12 protein-coding genes and 3 pseudogenes are annotated in these 18,258 nt (G+C 36.1%); 12 read left to right on the plus strand and 3 right to left on the minus strand.

Annotated features, from left to right (window positions below; all coding sequences use genetic code 11):
• Window positions 1-10: 10 nt before the first annotated feature.
• From HGD77_RS16440 to HGD77_RS16470, 7 genes and pseudogenes are all read left to right on the plus strand, one after another.
• Window positions 11-1,972, plus strand: a complete 1,962-nt coding sequence (locus tag HGD77_RS16440) for a DNA topoisomerase (RefSeq protein ID WP_228761487.1) — start codon at window positions 11-13, stop codon at window positions 1,970-1,972.
• Between the two features lie 381 nt (window positions 1,973-2,353).
• A pseudogene (locus tag HGD77_RS17110) lies at window positions 2,354-2,515 on the plus strand (hypothetical protein); the annotation flags it as partial.
• 315 nt (window positions 2,516-2,830) lie between these two features.
• Window positions 2,831-3,019, plus strand: coding sequence for a hypothetical protein (locus HGD77_RS16450; protein WP_168731035.1), 189 nt, complete (start codon window positions 2,831-2,833; stop codon window positions 3,017-3,019).
• A gap of 469 nt (window positions 3,020-3,488) precedes the next feature.
• On the plus strand, window positions 3,489-3,773 hold the full coding sequence (locus HGD77_RS16455) for a type II toxin-antitoxin system Phd/YefM family antitoxin (RefSeq protein ID WP_168731036.1): 285 nt from the start codon (window positions 3,489-3,491) through the stop codon (window positions 3,771-3,773).
• Window positions 3,727-3,993 (plus strand): type II toxin-antitoxin system RelE family toxin, encoded by a 267-nt coding sequence (locus tag HGD77_RS16460; protein WP_086384323.1) that lies wholly within the window; start codon window positions 3,727-3,729, stop codon window positions 3,991-3,993. Before HGD77_RS16455 ends, HGD77_RS16460 begins: the two co-directional genes overlap by 47 nt.
• A 174-nt stretch (window positions 3,994-4,167) precedes the next feature.
• A complete protein-coding gene (locus tag HGD77_RS16465) occupies window positions 4,168-4,527 on the plus strand; it encodes a DUF2513 domain-containing protein (protein WP_168731037.1) in 360 nt (119 codons plus the stop codon).
• A gap of 3 nt (window positions 4,528-4,530) precedes the next feature.
• Window positions 4,531-5,514, plus strand: coding sequence for a hypothetical protein (locus tag HGD77_RS16470; RefSeq protein WP_168731038.1), 984 nt, complete (start codon window positions 4,531-4,533; stop codon window positions 5,512-5,514).
• Window positions 5,515-5,575: 61 nt separating this feature from the next.
• Here HGD77_RS16470 and HGD77_RS16475 read toward each other — a convergent pair.
• Window positions 5,576-5,752 (minus strand): annotated as a pseudogene (locus HGD77_RS16475) (IS256 family transposase); the annotation flags it as partial.
• Between the two features lie 107 nt (window positions 5,753-5,859).
• Window positions 5,860-6,669 (minus strand): hypothetical protein, encoded by an 810-nt coding sequence (locus HGD77_RS16480; RefSeq protein WP_168731039.1) that lies wholly within the window; start codon window positions 6,667-6,669, stop codon window positions 5,860-5,862.
• 1,522 nt (window positions 6,670-8,191) lie between these two features.
• On the opposite strand from HGD77_RS16480, the gene HGD77_RS16485 reads away from it, so the two are divergent.
• The 3 genes from HGD77_RS16485 to HGD77_RS16495 are packed head-to-tail and all read left to right on the plus strand — an operon-like array spanning window position 8,192 to window position 13,777.
• The gene (locus HGD77_RS16485) at window positions 8,192-11,467 is read left to right on the plus strand and encodes a helicase-related protein (protein WP_168731040.1); all 3,276 of its coding nucleotides are present in this window, start codon (window positions 8,192-8,194) and stop codon (window positions 11,465-11,467) included.
• Between the two features lie 2 nt (window positions 11,468-11,469).
• Window positions 11,470-12,147, plus strand: a complete 678-nt coding sequence (locus HGD77_RS16490) for a DUF4391 domain-containing protein (RefSeq protein ID WP_168731041.1) — start codon at window positions 11,470-11,472, stop codon at window positions 12,145-12,147.
• 16 nt (window positions 12,148-12,163) lie between these two features.
• Window positions 12,164-13,777 carry a site-specific DNA-methyltransferase gene (locus HGD77_RS16495; protein WP_168731042.1) on the plus strand — a complete coding sequence of 538 codons (1,614 nt, stop codon included), beginning with the start codon at window positions 12,164-12,166 and terminating at the stop codon, window positions 13,775-13,777.
• A 2-nt stretch (window positions 13,778-13,779) separates the two neighbouring features.
• Here HGD77_RS16495 and HGD77_RS16500 read toward each other — a convergent pair whose 3' ends face one another.
• On the minus strand, window positions 13,780-14,481 hold the full coding sequence (locus HGD77_RS16500; RefSeq protein WP_001223318.1) for an IS1-like element ISPa14 family transposase: 702 nt from the start codon (window positions 14,479-14,481) through the stop codon (window positions 13,780-13,782).
• Between the two features lie 59 nt (window positions 14,482-14,540).
• On the opposite strand from HGD77_RS16500, the pseudogene HGD77_RS16505 reads away from it, so the two are divergent.
• Both HGD77_RS16505 and HGD77_RS16510 read left to right on the plus strand, forming a co-directional pair.
• A pseudogene (locus HGD77_RS16505) lies at window positions 14,541-14,978 on the plus strand (site-specific DNA-methyltransferase); the annotation flags it as partial.
• 12 nt (window positions 14,979-14,990) lie between these two features.
• Window positions 14,991-18,161, plus strand: a complete 3,171-nt coding sequence (locus tag HGD77_RS16510) for a type III restriction-modification system endonuclease (protein ID WP_168731043.1) — start codon at window positions 14,991-14,993, stop codon at window positions 18,159-18,161.
• The last annotated feature ends 97 nt before the right edge of the window (window positions 18,162-18,258 follow it).

The following is an 18,258-nucleotide window of genomic DNA, read 5'->3' on the forward strand; positions in this document are numbered from 1 at the left end:
ATCTTCCTTTTTGTCATGTTCCCTGGACAAAAAAGTTAGTGAAGATAAAAAAAAGCAAGTAAACATTATTAAGAATCTTATAAAGAATGCTCAAGCAGTCGTTAATGCTGGTGATCCTGACGATGAGGGCCAGCTATTAGTTGATGAACTTCTTGAATACTTTGGAAACAATAAGCCTGTTTATCGTGTTTTAGTCAATGACTATACCCCAGCCATTGTAAAACGTGCTTTAGATGCTATTGAAAGCAACAAAAAATATGAGCATTTAGGCTTACAGGCTGAAGCTAGAAGTGTTGCCGATCAATTGTTTGGCTATAACTTAACTCGCGGTTACACATTACAAGCTGGCTCAGATGGGGTGTTATCAGTTGGTCGAGTACAAACACCAATTTTAGGCTTAGTTGTAAGAAGATATAGGGAGTTCAATGCTCATAAAAAAAGCTTTTATTACACAATCAAGGGGAATTTTGATTTTGGCGTTAACTATATTGGCAACTATATTCCAAAAGAGAATGATCCAGTTGATGACAAAAAACGAATTCTTGATAGAGATTTTGCAGAATCAGTAAAGAATAACATTCATGGAAAACCATCTATTATTCTTCGTGCTACAACTGAAAGTAAGAAAACTCCACCACCACTCCCTTATAACCTTTTAACTTTACAATCTGATGCTTCACGAAAGTTTGGATACAAGCCTGACCAGGTAAAGTCGATTACTCAAGAATTACGGGAAAAATACCAGTTAATTACTTACAACAGATCCGATTGTGAATACCTAAATGAAGAGATGCACGATGATGCACCAGCAGTTTTAAGCGCAATTAGTCAAAACTCGAATCTATTTAAGAATGTTGTGCTAAATGCAAATCCAAGTATAAAAAGCCGTGCGTTCAATAGTGATAAAGTTTCGGCTCACCATGCGATTATTCCAACGCAATCAACGTATGATGTAAACATGCTAAAAGAAGAGCTGAAGAATGTTTATTTTCTAATTGCTCGTGCATATATCGCACAGTTTTATCCTAAGTATGAATATGAAGAAACAACGATCATTACTGAATGTTCAGGGCATCAATTCAAAACTATTTCAAACGTTCCTAAAACATGGGGATGGAAAACACTATATAAAAATGATGTTGGCAATGACGAAATTGCCGATAATCCTGAAGCTCAAAACTTAGATTTAAGATCACTTCAGAATAATAACCAGGGGGTTTGTGTTGAAGGTATTTGTGAGCAAAAGGAAACAAAGCCTGCACCACTTTATACTATTGCAACCTTGTTAAAAGATCTGACTCGTGCGGCAAAATATATTAAAGATCCAAAGCTCAAACAAATTTTAGTAGAAAAGGATAAAGATAAAGCATCAGATCATGGATCTATTGGTACTCCAGCCACAAGAGATAGTATTATTGCCACCTTATTCAATCGTGGATTTCTAGTTGAAAAAGGCAAAAATATCATTCCTACAGCAACGGGGGAAAAGCTCTATGATGCTCTGCCGGATACCATTAAATATCCTGATATGACAGCTATTTGGCATGAACAAATTAAAGAAATACGCCAAAAAGATGAAGTGCAAAAATTCATATCACAGCTAATGGTTTTCATTAGTGATGAAATTGATCAGGTAAAACAAAAAAAACTAAATGTAGTAGATAAAACTCATAAATGCCCTAAATGTAGTGGTTATCTAAAAAAAATCACTCGTGGTAAAAAACCGTTTTGGGGATGCTCAAACTATCCGACTTGTGACCATACTCAACCCGATTCAAAAGGAAAGCCAGGTGTAATAGCCGCTAAGCCAAAACTTTCAGAATTTGAATGTAAAGTGTGTAATGCAAAACTTATCCTTAGACAAGGTAAGAGCGCAAAAACCAAAAAAGATTACAAATTTTGGTCATGTTCCGCATATCCAACCTGTACTACAACTTATTTAGATAGTAAGGGTTCTCCCAAATATGAATAATGCAGAATTTTTCTTATTAACTAAATCACTCTGCATCTCTTCAATTGAAGAGATGCATAATTAGGCGTTATAACTACTTTACCACCCATATATTGTGAATACACATAGGGTTATCCACAATATATTGTGTTTTAATTTATTGACAACTACTAAATAGCGCATTTATGATGCAAATATAAATAAGTTATATAAAAGGAGTATGTTTAAAACATTTTTTCACTATGACGTTATAAGGAGTTTCAAATGGAGTCAGATATACCTAAAAAAATGCCAGGTTTATTCAAAGCCTTTAAGTCTTACGCGGCAAAGACAAAGCGACCAAAAAATCAATTAAGCGATCATAATGATTGTGAAGCTTCTACTACTAGAAGTCTTCAAGTTATCAAGCGTACTGGTGATATTGAAGCTTTCGATGCAAAAAAAATTAGTATTGCGATTGGAAGAGCATTCTTAGCTATAGAAGGTCAAAACAATATGGATTCGAGTCGTATCCATGACCGTATTGCACAGCTAACTGAAATGGTCTTGAATACCTTTAACCGTTCTCATAATTATAACTTATATTCCTATGAATTTAATGCAATAAAACAGGTTGAACCGATTTCTTCTAATCTAGTAGATTCTTTAGAATCTAACATAGAACCGTCCATTTCTTCCTTATTTAAAAAATTTAAAAAGATTACTTCAACCATCCTATTTATAACTACTCGTAACTTCTCAATTCAAAAGAACCTTTCTATCTCTGCTTAAAAGGCAACTCTTAATGACCCAACTTGCTAACTTTGCACGTTTGGGAATCATTACTGTTATCTCTCATTCGTGCAGCCACGCATTAACTCTTATTATTGGAGTATTCTCATGGCGCATCGAAAAAAGAAGCGAAAGCCAAAAAACAGTAATGTAAAGAATTTGAAAAAACCTACAATAATTACTCCTAATTCAGTTGAACGAGACATTGAAAAATTTAAATTTTATTCAGTTGTTGTTCAGACTTTAGGAACTTTGATTATTAACTTCAAAGATCAAATTCTGAAGTGGTTCAGTTAAGTTACGATAACATTCTGTTTTAAATCCATTAAAAGGGATAGTCGGAGCATAGTGAAATTGCTCCATCTGTCCCTTGAACTGTACTTACAAATCATAAGTTGCTTCTGCTTTTCCAGGCAATAGGATCTCTCATTCGTAGGGCATTGCTCTAACTGTGCCATATCGCATCAGTATGTTCTTGATTGTGATACCCAACTTATAGAAAAGCTCTTCATTAGCCCAACATCTGATCAGGTAAAAGATTAGTTGAACGCCATTAAGTACGGCTTGACCTAAGAAGGACTGTCGTTTGCATCCTTTAATTTTCATTTTGTTATGATCCTTATAACGACCTGTTAATAGGTCTTGCATCAGGTTTCTAATTTGGTTATATTGTATTTGGTTTTGTAGCATCTCTTTAATTACCGAGGAGCAGTTCTAGTCAATTAGCTACAAATTGATGTAGGACACATCTACCGAGAAAACTGACATGAATAACATTATCCACAGTCGATTTGTGGCTAGTGTTTCTGAACTTAAAAAGAATCCTATGGAAGTCGTAAATAATGGATTCGGTGAAGCTGTAGCTATTCTGAATAGGAATAACCCTGCGTTTTACTGTGTTCCTGCTGATATGTACGAAAGACTGATGGATTTAGTTGAAGATCGGGAACTTCTAAAACTAGCTGAACAAGTCGATACTGAAGAAACAGTAAAGGTATCTATTAATGACCTACGAGCTAGAGTTCGCAAAGGCAGCTCTGAAGAAGTTTGATAAATTAAATCCTCAAATAGCTGAACAATTTATTCGTAAATTGGAAGCAATCTTAGAGAATCCAAAGATACCTAAAAACAAGCTGAGAGGATCTACTGATCTTTATAAGGTCAAACTTAGATCAGCAGGATATAGATTGGTATACCAGGTTATTGACGATAGGATTGTTGTATTAGTACTAGACGTTGATAGGCGCGATACCATCTATAAAAATATGTAAGCTAAATTAGCCCTCAATCTTTGATTGTTGGGCTTGTTTAAATTTTGACTAACGCAAGAGATCTAATTTAAAGTTGGTAGTACTACATTTGATGTAACACTTACTTGCTTGTCAAAAGGGTTGATTGAAGCAAATTTAGCAGAAAAAATTAAAGATAATTTAAAGTAGATACATATGAAAAGAGACTGGGAAATTATTAGACAGGTTCTTATCTCTGTTGAAGAAGATAAATTTGATGAATTTGTAAAAGAGACAGCTCAAGTAGATGTTGTAATTCAAAACTCTGTATTACTTCTTGAGGCTGGATTTTTAAAAGGGTCATATGAATATCTATTTGCTGATGATAGAGATAAGACTTTGGATATTGATGGACTAACTTGGAAAGGTCATGAGCTTTTAGACACAATAAGAAGTAAACCTGTGTGGGATAAGATTAAGAGTACAGCTTTAGATAAAGGATTAGAGCTAACTTTTGATGCAGTTAAATTATTAGGTGCAAAGGCTTTAGCATTAGTCGTAGGAAATTTGGGGTGATTTATGACATTAGTTGTAGCAGGTTATGAAGGTGACGAGATCTTTTTTATAGGTGATTCTGCAATTACTTCAGATAATGTGACATTACTTTCTGGTTTTAAAAAAATATACGCTGTTCCTATCGTAGTACATGCACCATATTTCTTAAGAACATTTAAAAATTATGTGCCTTTTAGAGGTTATGAAGGTGAATGTGTAATAGCTTTAGCTGGGAGCACATTGATAGCACAGCATGTGATAAATAGTGTTGTTGGGCATTTAGATAAGATAAGGGTAAAACATGATTACGATGAAAATGGTATTAAATATTCATTAATCCGACATTGTAATACACGAGATAACCAATTATATGGACCTGCATATACAGAATATGATGATGATGTATATTTAGATAGGGATATTTTTAATTCTATAACTATTGATAATATTAAGCAGATTATTGAATATTCAATAAAAGAAGCTCTTAGTTCAGCATCTAAACATGTTTTAGGTCATGACAGTTGGAAAAGAGTAATTAATAATGAGTATCTATTTGCTTTATCTTGCCCGCATACAAGAGAAAATTTTCTTTATCAGGTTAAATTAACTGAAGAGCAGACGGATACGGGTATCAAGGCAGTACCTATAATTACTCAGATTCCTAAGGGGAGCATTGGAGTAATTGGTATGAAAGCTTATACGAATGAGTTAAATGCGGAGTATCAAAAACTTCTTGGTACACCATCTAAAATTTCATTAGGGATGTTAAATTGTATAGAAGCTATTATTGAAAAGTGTAATTCTGAGGGTGATAAAGGTGTAGCAAAACCAATTATTTATAAAAGATTTAATGGTAAGCTGGTTAAGGGCTTAACTGTTAGTGAAAATGGTAGTTGGTGGAAACTTGATGTTGATGAAACACCTATAAGGGTTTTAGATAAAGAGAAAGAGCAATCTTTACACGATTTCCCTAAGTTTAAATTTGGAGAAATAGATTTTAAGTTCTAGTATCTTCAACTAGCTTTCTTTGAGAGCCTGTAAATAATTTTGTGTAATTGCTTTTCATAAATTAAAGGTGATTGCTTAAGCGGTCACCGAATTCAATAATAAAGCGACTCATGGCTAAACGCCAGTCGCGAATCGACATATTCCACTTTTTAGATGCTGCATCAATTGCCAGGTAAATCACTTTACGTACAGAATCATCCGTTTGAAAGACTTTACGTTTTTTTATAGCTTGGCGTACGAATCAACCAAAAACAACTTTATAGAATTTTGAGAAAACTACTGGATGTGTCATTTCCTGTTTGATTCATTTTATTGAAATTACATAGATTTTTGAACACTACCTTTTTAAACTTTTTTATTTAGGCTATTTAAGTAAGTTTCGTCTTTATATATTGAGCTAACTATCGAATCAATCCAAATAAATAGGATTAGACATCTTTCTACAGTGAAATTGTCAATATTTGAACCGTGTAATATCTCATTCCTTTCATTATGAAATTTAATATTTGAATTATTATCAAATTCGAACATTTCTAAGCGTGAAAAACTTTCGTTTATATCTTTTGCTAATTCAAGTTTTCTTTTTAGACCTGTTGTAGTTTCTTCTTTAGGTTTATCAGAAATAACTATAAAAACAGTTTTTCCACTTTTAATGTCTTTACGAAGAATTTTTTTAAAGATTAAATAATCAGTAATAATTCCTTCTACTTGTGAATGTAGAAGGCATAAACATCCTGAATAAAATTTTAATTCATAGAGTTTAAATGCTTCTTCAATAGTATTTTTTCTTCTTTTAAAGTGATTACCTATTTCAATTTCATCGAAGCATTTTAGAAGAGGATCACGGAAATAACTCTGATTTATCAAATCGAAAAGACTAGTATTTTCAATATCTTCACTATCACTTAATAATTTAAAAATTTGTTTATAAGTAAATGTATTCTCTGCCTCTGATAAATTAGAATTAATTTCCATTTCTGTCAGGATTTTCTCCATAGAAGGAGAAATTCTGTCATGGTTGCTAACCCAGTATCCTATATTTTGCAACAATCTAATTGTTTCAGGATCTTTTTGTAGTTTGTTTAGCGTATTAGCAATAGGCTGAATAAATTCACCTATGGCTAATAATATATTTTGAAGATTATTTGTACTCATTAAAGCTTTCTTTATCATTTTATATTGATAAATTATAACTTAAATGATTTCTTCTTATTTAAATTTTCTTGTCGTAAGTCTTTCCAAATTGACTATTTTTCATCATTTTGGTCAATTTCATCAATTTTAAGAAGTACGGCAAGTAATTCAATTAGATCTAGGTTAGAAATTTAAAATAGTCCTGTAGGCCGACAATAAATTGTCATCCTAGAACGTTGTAATTAAATTTAGGGTGACAATTTATTTTCTCATTTTCAAAAATCTGCATGATTCTATAGTTTGACGTATTAACTCTGGTTCTATTCAAATAGAGTAAAGCCGTAGATCTCAAGAGACCTATGCCCCACATGATCTTCAGCTATACCAGGTGCAGCAAGCCGCTGGCTAACGCCACTATACAAGGCATCACACCTATACACTTTTTTTTAAATGGGCTGTTTGACTACGAATCTGAAGCTTGTACGTGCATGATTCTATAGTTTGGCGTATTAACTCTGGTTCTATTCAAATAGAGTAAAGCCGTAGATCTCAAGAGACCTATGCCCCACATGATCTTCAGCTATACCAGGTGCAGCAAGCCGCTGGCTAACGCCACTATACAAGGCATCACACCTATACACTTTTTTTTAAATGGGCTGTTTGACTACGAATCTGAAGCTTGTACGTGCATGATTCTATAGTTTGGCGTATTAACTCTGGTTCTATTCAAATAGAGTAAAGCCGTAGATCTCAAGAGACCTATGCCCCACATGATCTTCAGCTATACCAGGTGCAGCAAGCCGCTGGCTAACGCCACTATACAAGGCATCACACCTATACACTTTTTTTTAAATGGGCTGTTTGACTACGAATCTGAAGCTTGTACGTGCATGATTCTATAGTTTGGCGTATTAACTCTGGTTCTATTCAAATAGAGTAAAGCCGTAGATCTCAAGAGACCTATGCCCCACATGATCTTCAGCTATACCAGGTGCAGCAAGCCGCTGGCTAACGCCACTATACAAGGCATCACACCTATACACTTTTTTTTAAATGGGCTGTTTGACTACGAATCTGAAGCTTGTACGTGCATGATTCTATAGTTTGGCGTATTAACTCTGGTTCTATTCAAATAGAGTAAAGCCGTAGATCTCAAGAGACCTATGCCCCACATGATCTTCAGCTATACCAGGTGCAGCAAGCCGCTGGCTAACGCCACTATACAAGGCATCACACCTATACACTTTTTTTTAAATGGGCTGTTTGACTACGAATCTGAAGCTTGTACGTGCATGATTCTATAGTTTGGCGTATTAACTCTGGTTCTATTCAAATAGAGTAAAGCCGTAGATCTAAAGAGACCTATGCCCCATGATCTTCAGCTATACCAGGTGCAGCAAGCCGCTGGCTAACGCCACTATACAAGGCATCACACCTATACACTTTTTTTTAAATGGGCTGTTTGACTACGAATCTGAAGCATGTATAGGGTTGTCATCCTGTTATAATTTCTCATCTTTTTCTCTTTTACCCCTAATCTCTTATGAAACTCATTGATAACATCAACAGCACATTAGGTTCAGATATTGGAGAAAATCTCAGTAGTAAGTCCAGATTGAAGATCGCTGCTTCCTATTTCTCCATCTATGCTTACGCTGCTTTAAAAAAAGAATTAGAAAAGATCGAAGAACTGCAATTTGTTTTTACTTCCCCAACCTTTGTTGCGGATAACGTGACAGATAAGCTAAAAAAGGAAAAACGTGAATTTGTCATTCCTAAACAAGACCGTGAAAGCAGTCTTTATGGCACAGAGTTTGAAATTCATCTGAAAAACCAGCTATCGCAAAAGGCAATTGCTAAAGAATGTGCAGATTGGATACGACGAAAAGCAACATTTAAATCGAATAACAGCAATGCACCGATGCAGGAATTCATCAGTATTCAAAAATCTGAGCAGTCCTTAACCTATATGCCTATTCAGGGGTTTACCCCGATGGGACTGGGCTTTGAAAAAGGTAATGCTATTTCCAATATGGTGAACTGCTTTGATGAGCAGCCGATGGTGCAAACCTATATTCAGCTATTCAATCAAATTTGGAATGATCCCTCAAAAGTTGAAGATGTCACCAGTGAAATTATTCGACACATTGAGTCTGTATATCAGGAAAATCCACCTGAACGTATTTACTTCTTAATGCTTTACAACATCTTCAAAGACTTCTTGGAAGATATCAATGCAGATGTAATGCCGAATGATCTCACAGGATATCAGGATACCTTGGTATGGAATAAGCTGTTCAATTTCCAAAAAGATGCAGCCGTAGGCATTATCAATAAACTTGAAACCTACAATGGCTGTATCTTGGCGGATAGTGTTGGTTTGGGTAAGACATTTACTGCCTTGGCCGTAATCAAATACTACGAATTACGAAACAAAAGTGTTCTAGTTTTATGCCCTAAAAAATTGGGAGCGAACTGGACGAATTATAACGCCAATCTAGTCACGAACATTTTTGCCAAAGACCGTTTTAGCTACGATGTGCTGTATCACACCGACCTTTCTCGTAAAGGTGGTGAAACCCTGGGTATAGATTTGGCGAAAATCAATTGGGGCAACTATGACTTAGTTGTGATTGATGAGTCGCATAATTTCCGTAACCGTGGCACGTTTAAGGATCGTGAAACACGTTATGACCGCTTAATGAATCAAGTGATTCGTCAGGGCGTGAAAACCAAAGTGTTAATGTTATCTGCTACGCCAGTAAATAATCACTTTACTGACCTTAAGAATCAACTCGCCCTTGCTTATGAAGGCAATGCAGCTTTATTGGAAAATAAGCTCGATACTGAACGTGATATAGAAACCATATTCCGTAGAGCACAGGCCAGCTTTAATGCCTGGGCAAAACTAGATCCTGCCCAACGGACAACTCAAGCAATTCTTAACCTTCTAGATTTCGATTTCTTTAAGCTTTTGGATAGCGTGACAATTGCTCGTTCAAGAAAACACATACAAACTTTCTATGACACCAAAGATATTGGACAGTTCCCTCAACGACTCAAGCCGATTTCATTCCGTTGTGCATTATCAACCGATCAGGATAGTGTTTCTCTGAATCAAATTTATGCGGATCTGTCTTTAATCAAGATGTCAGTCTATGCACCAGTCAGCTATATCTTTCCAAGTGCCTTAAGAAAATATGAAGAGATTTTTGATACTCGTGTAGAAGGCAAAGGTAAATTAAGACAGGTAGACCGTGAAAAAAGTTTACAGGCTTTGATGACAGTCAACTTGCTGAAACGCCTAGAAAGTTCTGTCCATGCGTTTAGGTTAACGCTAAATGTCATCAAGAAAAATATTGAAAACATACTCGCTAAAATTGCTGACTTTGAAGCTCGTCAGGCGGATGATGAGGTCAGTATTTCACCCGACTTTGGCTACGATGAAGATGAGAATGGCGAATTGCTCAATACTGAAGACCTTATTGGCAATAAGCTAAAAATTCATTTGGCTGATATGGATCTGTTGAGCTGGAAAACGGATCTAGACGGTGATTACCACATTATTCTCGGTTTACTGCGAATGATTCAGCCGATTAACGCTGAAAAGGATGCCAAACTACAACATCTTAAAGCGCATGTTGTCGAGAAAATTCAGAACCCAATTAATGCTAATAACCGTAAAGTCATCATATTTACTGCCTTTGCGGATACAGCGAATTATATCTATGAGCATATTGCTCCTATCCTGCTGGAAACCTATGGTCTGCACAGTGCGAAAGTGATCGGCAGTGATAATACTTCAACGATCAAGACCAGAGTGGGAAGCCGTCAAAGTTATGATATGCAGGGCTTACTCACTCTATTCTCTCCACAATCAAAGCAAAAAGCAGACATATTCCCTGAAGAGTCCAGAGAAATTGATGTGCTCATTGCAACGGACTGTATTTCTGAAGGACAAAACTTACAGGACTGTGATTATTTGATTAATTTCGATATTCACTGGAATCCTGTACGCATCATTCAACGCTTTGGGCGTGTGGATCGTATTGGCTCATCAAATAGCGTCATTCAGCTCGTTAATTACTGGCCTGATATCAGTCTGGATGAATATATTAACTTGCGAGAACGGGTCGAGAATCGCATGGTGATCGTTGATATGACCAGTACGGGAGATGATAACGTCCTCAGTGCCCAAGCTAATGATATTGCCTATCGTCGTGAACAATTACAGAAGCTACAAACTGAAGTACTAGATTTGGAAGATGCCAATACAGGGGTTTCGATTACTGATTTAGGTCTAAATGACTTCCGTATGGATTTGCTTGGTTATATGGAAGAACATCCTGAATTGGAGCGATTACCGAATGGGCTGCATACTGTTGTGCCTGCACAGCCAGAACTCGGTTTGAATGCAGGGGTGATTTTTACCCTAAGAGCACGACATCCTGAGTCGCCTAACAGCCAAAGCAACCGCCTATATCCATATTACTTAGTCTATATTAATCAATGTGGTGATGTCATTTATGACTATACCCAAGCCAAATATCTATTGGATGTAGCACGTAAAGCATGTAGAGGAAAGGATCAACCAGTTCCTGAAGCATATGAAAAGTTTAATGAGAAAACCAATGATGGACAAGATATGAGCCAGTATTCAGAATTGTTGGATATTGTGATTCATACCATTCAGGACGTAAAAGCTGAGAAGGATATTGATAGCCTGTTTTCAGGCTTGACTACATCAGCGTTGGTAGATGAGGTTTCTGGATTAAATGACTTTGAGCTCATTAGTTTTATTGTGATTGAAGAATCTTGATCATGAAGTCATATAAATTTCCACCCCAGGCTAAAGTGGATCGGTTAATTCCGAAAAATAAGTTTTATGAGCAAGGAAAAGCCAATAGCAAGATCGAACAACTATTTGTTGATCAAGTGGAAAATATACGGTGGGCTTATAAGTTGTCTTCATCTACAATCCACCTCCAAGATCAGGAAGACTTGAAGGAAATTCAAATCTTTCGAGTGAAAAGTCGGGTTGAAGATTTAGATGTGTCAATTCTATCTTTCATTGATAAGCTCATTCTCACTCCAATTATTTTTGAAGTTGTTTATCAAGATAAAGTGAAAGTTGTTGCAACCTATAAACGTTTGAATCAAGCAGACAAAACTAAAGCGGTGCTAGGTCAATATTATGCTTCTGAGTGGCTAGAAGATCATGATCGTATTGAATTGCCCCTTTACTTAAAACTGGCTGATCTATATGAACATTTTATCGCCCAAATATTGCCGATTGCATCAAGTAAAGATCAAGAAAACGATGATGAATCCGTTTCTATTGAACTTCAATTGCAAAAAGCTCAACAGCTTGAAACCTTGCAAAAGCAGCTTGATAAGCTGAAATCCAAGTTGAGAACTGAAAAACAGTTTAATCGTAAGGTTGAACTCAATAAGCATATTCATGCACTTGAATCTGATTTAAACAAATTAGTGAATTAAATATAAAGGTATATTGATGGACAAGTTAAAAATGCACTCACCCAATCTTGTGGATGCAAACATTGAAAAGATTTCAGTACTATTCCCAAACTGCATTACCGAAACCAAAGATGAAAATGGTGAACTGAAAAAAGCCGTTGATTTTGACTTGCTTAAACAAGAACTTTCACAAGTTTTGGTTGAAGGTGAACAGGAACGCTATCGTCTTGATTGGGTGGGGAAAAAAGAAGCCATTTTAACGGCTAATGCACCAATTGCGAAAACCTTGCGCCCATGTCGTGAAGAAAGCGTTAATTTTGATAAGACAGAAAACTTGTTTATCGAAGGTGATAACCTCGAAGCACTAAAACTTCTGCAAGAGAATTATTTGGGTAAGGTCAAAATGATCTACATTGACCCACCATACAACACGGGTAATGACTTTATTTATGAAGATGATTTTGCTGAAAGTACAAATGTTTTTTTTGAGCGTTCTAATCAAATTGATGAAGAAGGAAATAAATTAGTTGCTTGGAAAGAAACCGAAGGTCGATTTCATTCAGCTTGGTTAAGTATGATGTATAGCCGTTTGAAATTGGCTAAAAATTTATTAACAGAAGATGGTGTAATTTTAGTTTCAATTGGAAATGAAGAATTAAAAAATTTAATAGCACTGCTAGGAGATGTATTTGGAGAATCAAATAAGGTAGCTGTACTTACTTGGGAAAAAGGTAGGAAAAATGATTCTACATTCTTTTCAGATAGTGCTGAGTATATGATTCTATTTGCTAAAAATAAGAACTTATTAGCTGAACAAGGTAAATGGAGAGAGCGTAAAGAAGGCCTTGATATAATTTTAGAAAAATACAATGAGTTAGTTGCTGATAACAATAATCAACATGATCAAATTGAACATGCGATGCGTAAGTTCTATGCGGAGTTAGATGAGAATGATCCGATAAAAAAACTTGCTCATTTTTATCGATCAGATGATCGTGGATTATTTTTTGGTGCGGATATCTCCTCTGCTAGTACGAGTATTCCAGATTATGAAATTTATCATCCTTTAACAGGTAAACCAGTAAAAAAACCATCAAGAGGATGGGGGGCTACTGAACCTGTTATGTTGGAAAGAATAAAAAATAATGAAGTTTTATTTGGAGTGGATGAATCAACCATACCTTTGAAAAAAAGTTATTTAATAGAGGTAGATTCTATTGTTAAGACACCTGTAATTTATAAGGATGGGCGTGCAGCCTCAAGCTTATTAAAAACATTATTTGGTGAAGTTGTCTTTAATAATCCTAAAGATCATGAAGTTCTTGCAGATATTATATCCTACTGTTTGCAACGTGATAAGGACGCTTTAATACTTGATTTTTTTGCAGGGTCTAGTTCAACAGCCCATGCAATTATGGAGTTAAATTCTAAAGATAATGGTAAACGTAAGTTTATTGTTGTGCAAATTCCTGAAATTCTGGATCTTTCAGTAGCTACACCTACAACAAGAGTAACAATACAAAAAGCTATAAAATTGTTGAATCAAATTAATAAACCATTAACTATTGCAGAGATCTCAAAAGAACGTATCCGTCGCGCAGGTAGAAAAATAGTTGCTGAAAATTCGGTGGTGTTTCAAAAAGTATGCTGACATTAAATGAAGCCATTATTGATGTAAAAAAAGGTTAAGTCGAAAGCTTTAAAATGGTTTTCAATCTTTTTTGAAAAATTACAACTCCTTCTAAAACCGCGCCTAATTCGATGCCTTATTTTGCAATTATTACCTTCAATACCTACAGTAAAAAATTTACCAATACTTTGCTTGCAGTTTTTAAAAGCAGTTATGAAACTGTCCCAATGATCACTTGCAATTCGGGTGTAGTGAATACCTAATTGTTTAAGCTTTGTCTTCAATCGTTGAACTGTAGCTAAGTCTCTTTTACCCCAAACATAAGCAACAATCTCACCTGTTTCTCGATGGTAGGCGTAAATAAGCCATTGTTTATTATTTTTATTTCCCACAAAAGTCCAAAACTCATCAACTTCAAGAGACTCATAATGACTTTGTTTAGGCTGAATTTGGTAGGTCGATTCGGTTAAAGTACGTAAAACTTTACCGATACTGATTCGCTCAACTTCAGCGATATCTCGTATACCACTACCTCTGACCATCAACTGTAATATTTTTCGAGTAATGCCTGAATTACATCCTAGATAGCTCAGAGCATGGTCACCAATAAACTGACGTTTGCAGTCTTTGCACTGATAGTTTTGTTTCCCATCTACTTTGATGCCATTTTTCTTTATACTGTCACTGAGGCAGGTTGGACATTTGATTTCTAGAGTTATTCGCATTTCTCTATTTTATCAAAATTCAACCTGCTTTGTTTCAGCATACTTTTTGAAACACCACCGAAAATTCAGATAAAGAAGGTATCGAACATTTAGATATTGGTTTCCGATCCCTAAAAATAGACTCAACCAATATGAAGGATGTGTATTACACACCAGATGCTGTAAAACAAGTTGATATGCTGGATTTAGCTTCAAATATTAAAGAAGACCGTACATCTGAAGATCTCCTATTCCAAGTGATGTTGGATTGGGGGCTTGAACTTTCATTGCCAATTAAATGTAAAACCGTTGCTGGAAAAGAAGTGTTTTATGTTGCAGGTAATAGCCTTGTTGCCTGCTTTGATGAGTTAACTTTTGATGTGGTCGATGAGGTTGCCAAAGATCATCCTTTACGCTTTGTATCAGCAGAAAAAGCCATTCATCTTGACCATGATAAAACCAATATCAAAGAACGCTTTAAACAGCTCTCTCCTGATACCGAAGTGAAGTTTCTTTAAGAGGGTTAGATAATGGAAATCCGTTTTAAAACCCTTGGTTATCAGAAAGATTCTGTACAAGCGATTGTGGATTGCTTTAAAGGACAACCACGTTCTGAAGGTCATCGTTATATGATTGACCAAGGTGCAGCCAAAGCAAAAAAAGCAACGGCACAGGTTGATATGCTTGAAGAAACCTTGGACTTACAAGGTGGCAAGGCTAAAAAAGTTATTGCAGATGTTGGTTTTGAGAATGCCCATATTTTTGATCTTCAATCTGTCCTGAAAAATATTCAGGATGTACAAGCAGCAAGTGGATTACAAAGATCATCTCAACTCATTACGGATGATAATGGCAAAGGCAAGAACCTGACCAAAAGCCAATTAAACCTTGATATTGAAATGGAAACAGGTACAGGTAAGACCTATTGTTATATCCGTACCATGTTTGAACTGCATAAGCAGTATGGCTGGTCGAAATTTATTGTGGTCGTACCAAGCATTGCCATTCGTGAGGGCGTTTACAAAAGCCTGAATATGATGGCTGATCACTTTCAAGAGCAATACGGCAAAAAGGCCCGTTTCTTTATCTATGATTCCAAAGCATTACACCATTTGGAAAGCTTTAGCTCGAATGGTGGGATCAACGTCATGGTGATTAACGTTCAAGCGTTTAATGCGACAGGTAAAGATAACCGTCGTATCTATGATGAACTGGATGAATTCCAATCGCGTCGTCCAATTGATGTGATTAGTCGTAACCGTCCAATTTTGATCCTGGATGAACCGCAAAAGATGGGTGCAGATAAAACTCTAGAGTCTTTATCTAACTTTAATCCATTGTTTATTTTACGGTATTCAGCAACACATAAGCGCAACTATAACCTTGTGTATAGATTGGATGCTTTGGATGCCTATAACCAAAAACTGGTGAAAAAAATCACTGTAAAAGGTGTGGAAGTACAAGGCTTAACAGGTACACATGGGTATTTATACTTACAAGACATCATTGTATCTAAATCTGCTCCAGTTGCCCGTTTGGAAATTGAGATTGAAACCAAGAATGGTTTTAAACGTGAGGTAAGAAAGGTGAGTAAAGGAGATAACCTTTACGATATTTCCAATAAAGCAGAACAATACAATGACCGTTACGTAGTTTCAGACATTGATGCACGAGATAACTCGGTTACTTTCTTAAATGGCACCAAAATTCATGTTGGTGAAGCATTGGGGCATGTTGATGAAAAGATCATGCGAACCATTCAGATCCGTGAAACGATTCGTGCACATATTCAAAAAGAACGTCAGTTATACAATCAGGGTATTAAAGTCCTGAGTCTTTTCTTCATTGATGAAGTGGCAAAATATCGTCAATATGATGAGGATAATAATCCTGTAGATGGTGAATACGTTCAAATTTTCAAGGAACAGTATCAGCAGGTACTCAATGAAATTGAGGATCTAAACTTAGAAAATGACCCATATTTTGACTATCTGAAAGCAATTGAGGTAGACCGTACTCACAACGGTTATTTCTCAATTGATAAGAAATCAAAACGTCTTGCCAATCCAGCAATTGATAAGAAAGCTGAAGAAGCTCAGGTATCCAATGATACAGACGCTTATGACCTGATTTTAAAAGATAAAGAACGCCTACTTTCCTTTGAAGAGCCAACTCGTTTTATTTTCTCTCACTCAGCGTTACGGGAAGGTTGGGATAACCCGAACGTGTTTGTGATCTGTACTTTAAAGCATTCAGATAATGTAATTTCTCGTCGCCAAGAAGTTGGCCGTGGTATGCGCCTTGCAGTGAATAAATTTGGCGAACGTATGGATGCCAACCATTTCCAAGGGGCCTTAGGAGAAATTCATAAACTGAATAATCTCACAGTTGTGACCAATGAAAGTTACAAAGAGTTTGTGTCGAATCTACAATCAGAAATTCTGAATACGATTCAGAATCGCCCGACACAAGCTACCCCTGATTACTTTAAAGGGAAAATCTTTAAGTTATCTGATGGCTCTACGCTTGAAGTCACTGAATTGATGGCCAAGCAGATTAATAAACATCTGTCTAAGCACGATTATATTGATGATAATGATCAGTTAACGCCAAAGTATCACGAAGCGAAAGAGCAAGGTTCGCTTGCTGAATTGCCTGAAAGTTTAGTGGCTTATACTGAGCAAATTCACAAGCTGATTGATGGGCTGTTTGATCCAAAAGCTTTGGAAGGTATGACAGATGATGGCAATAAGAAGCTGACCAATACGATCAACCAAACCAATTTAGAACGAAAAGAATTCCAGGCTTTATGGTCTCGTATTAACCGTAAAGCAGTTTATCAAATTCATCTAGATTCTGAAAAACTCATTGAGCAAAGCATTAGTGCTGTTGAACGTACTGCTGTTGAGCGAAACAACAAGTTTGTGGAAACGCTGAGTTATAAACTTGCTGAAGCGACGATGAATGATGAATCCACCTATGAGCAACTCAAAGCCAAAGAAATGTTTGGGAAGGTGACTTCAAAAACTGAAGTGGCGAATATTTCTATTCAGTCTCAAGTGACCTATGACCTGATTGGTAATATTGCTGATGATACGAATCTCACTCGTAAAACGGTTGCTCGTATCTTACAGGGAATTAACGCTGCGGTATTTGCGCAGTTTAAGTCGAATCCAGAAGCTTTCATTCGTGAAATGAGTCGCATCATCAACGAACAGCAAGCCAAAATGGTCATTCAAGGACTGAAATATAATCCTTTAGATAGCACTTATCCTGACAATGAAATCTTTGTGAGTAATGAGAATATTCCACTACAGTCGTACAAGGCAGAACGTCATATCTGGGATTATGTAGTCACTGATTCTGATAATGAGCGTAAATTTGTTGAGGAATTGGATGGTGCAGATGAGGTGGTCGTCTACGCTAAACTCCCTGATCGTTTCCAGATCCCTACGCCTTTTGGTAGCTATAACCCTGACTGGGCAATTGCTTTCAATAAGGATAAAGTACGCCAAATCTATTTCGTTGCAGAAACTAAAGGCTCAATGCTAGACAGTGACCTAAGGGAAAAAGAGAACCGTAAAATTGACAGTGCTAAAAAGTTCTTCGCTACTTTAAATCAAGAAAATCAATCATTGGAGGATGTAGTTCATTATTCGGTGATTGATAGTTTTGGTAGTCTGATGGAATTAGTTAAGTAAATATTAACTGTAAACAGATGGTGAAACTTATATGAGTTTCACCATCTTATGAAGACCTGTACCAAGCAGAACAAAAGGCTGCCCCCACTATACAAGA

The organism is Acinetobacter sp. NEB149, assembly GCF_012516415.1.
GTDB lineage: Bacteria > Pseudomonadota > Gammaproteobacteria > Pseudomonadales > Moraxellaceae > Acinetobacter > Acinetobacter lwoffii_V.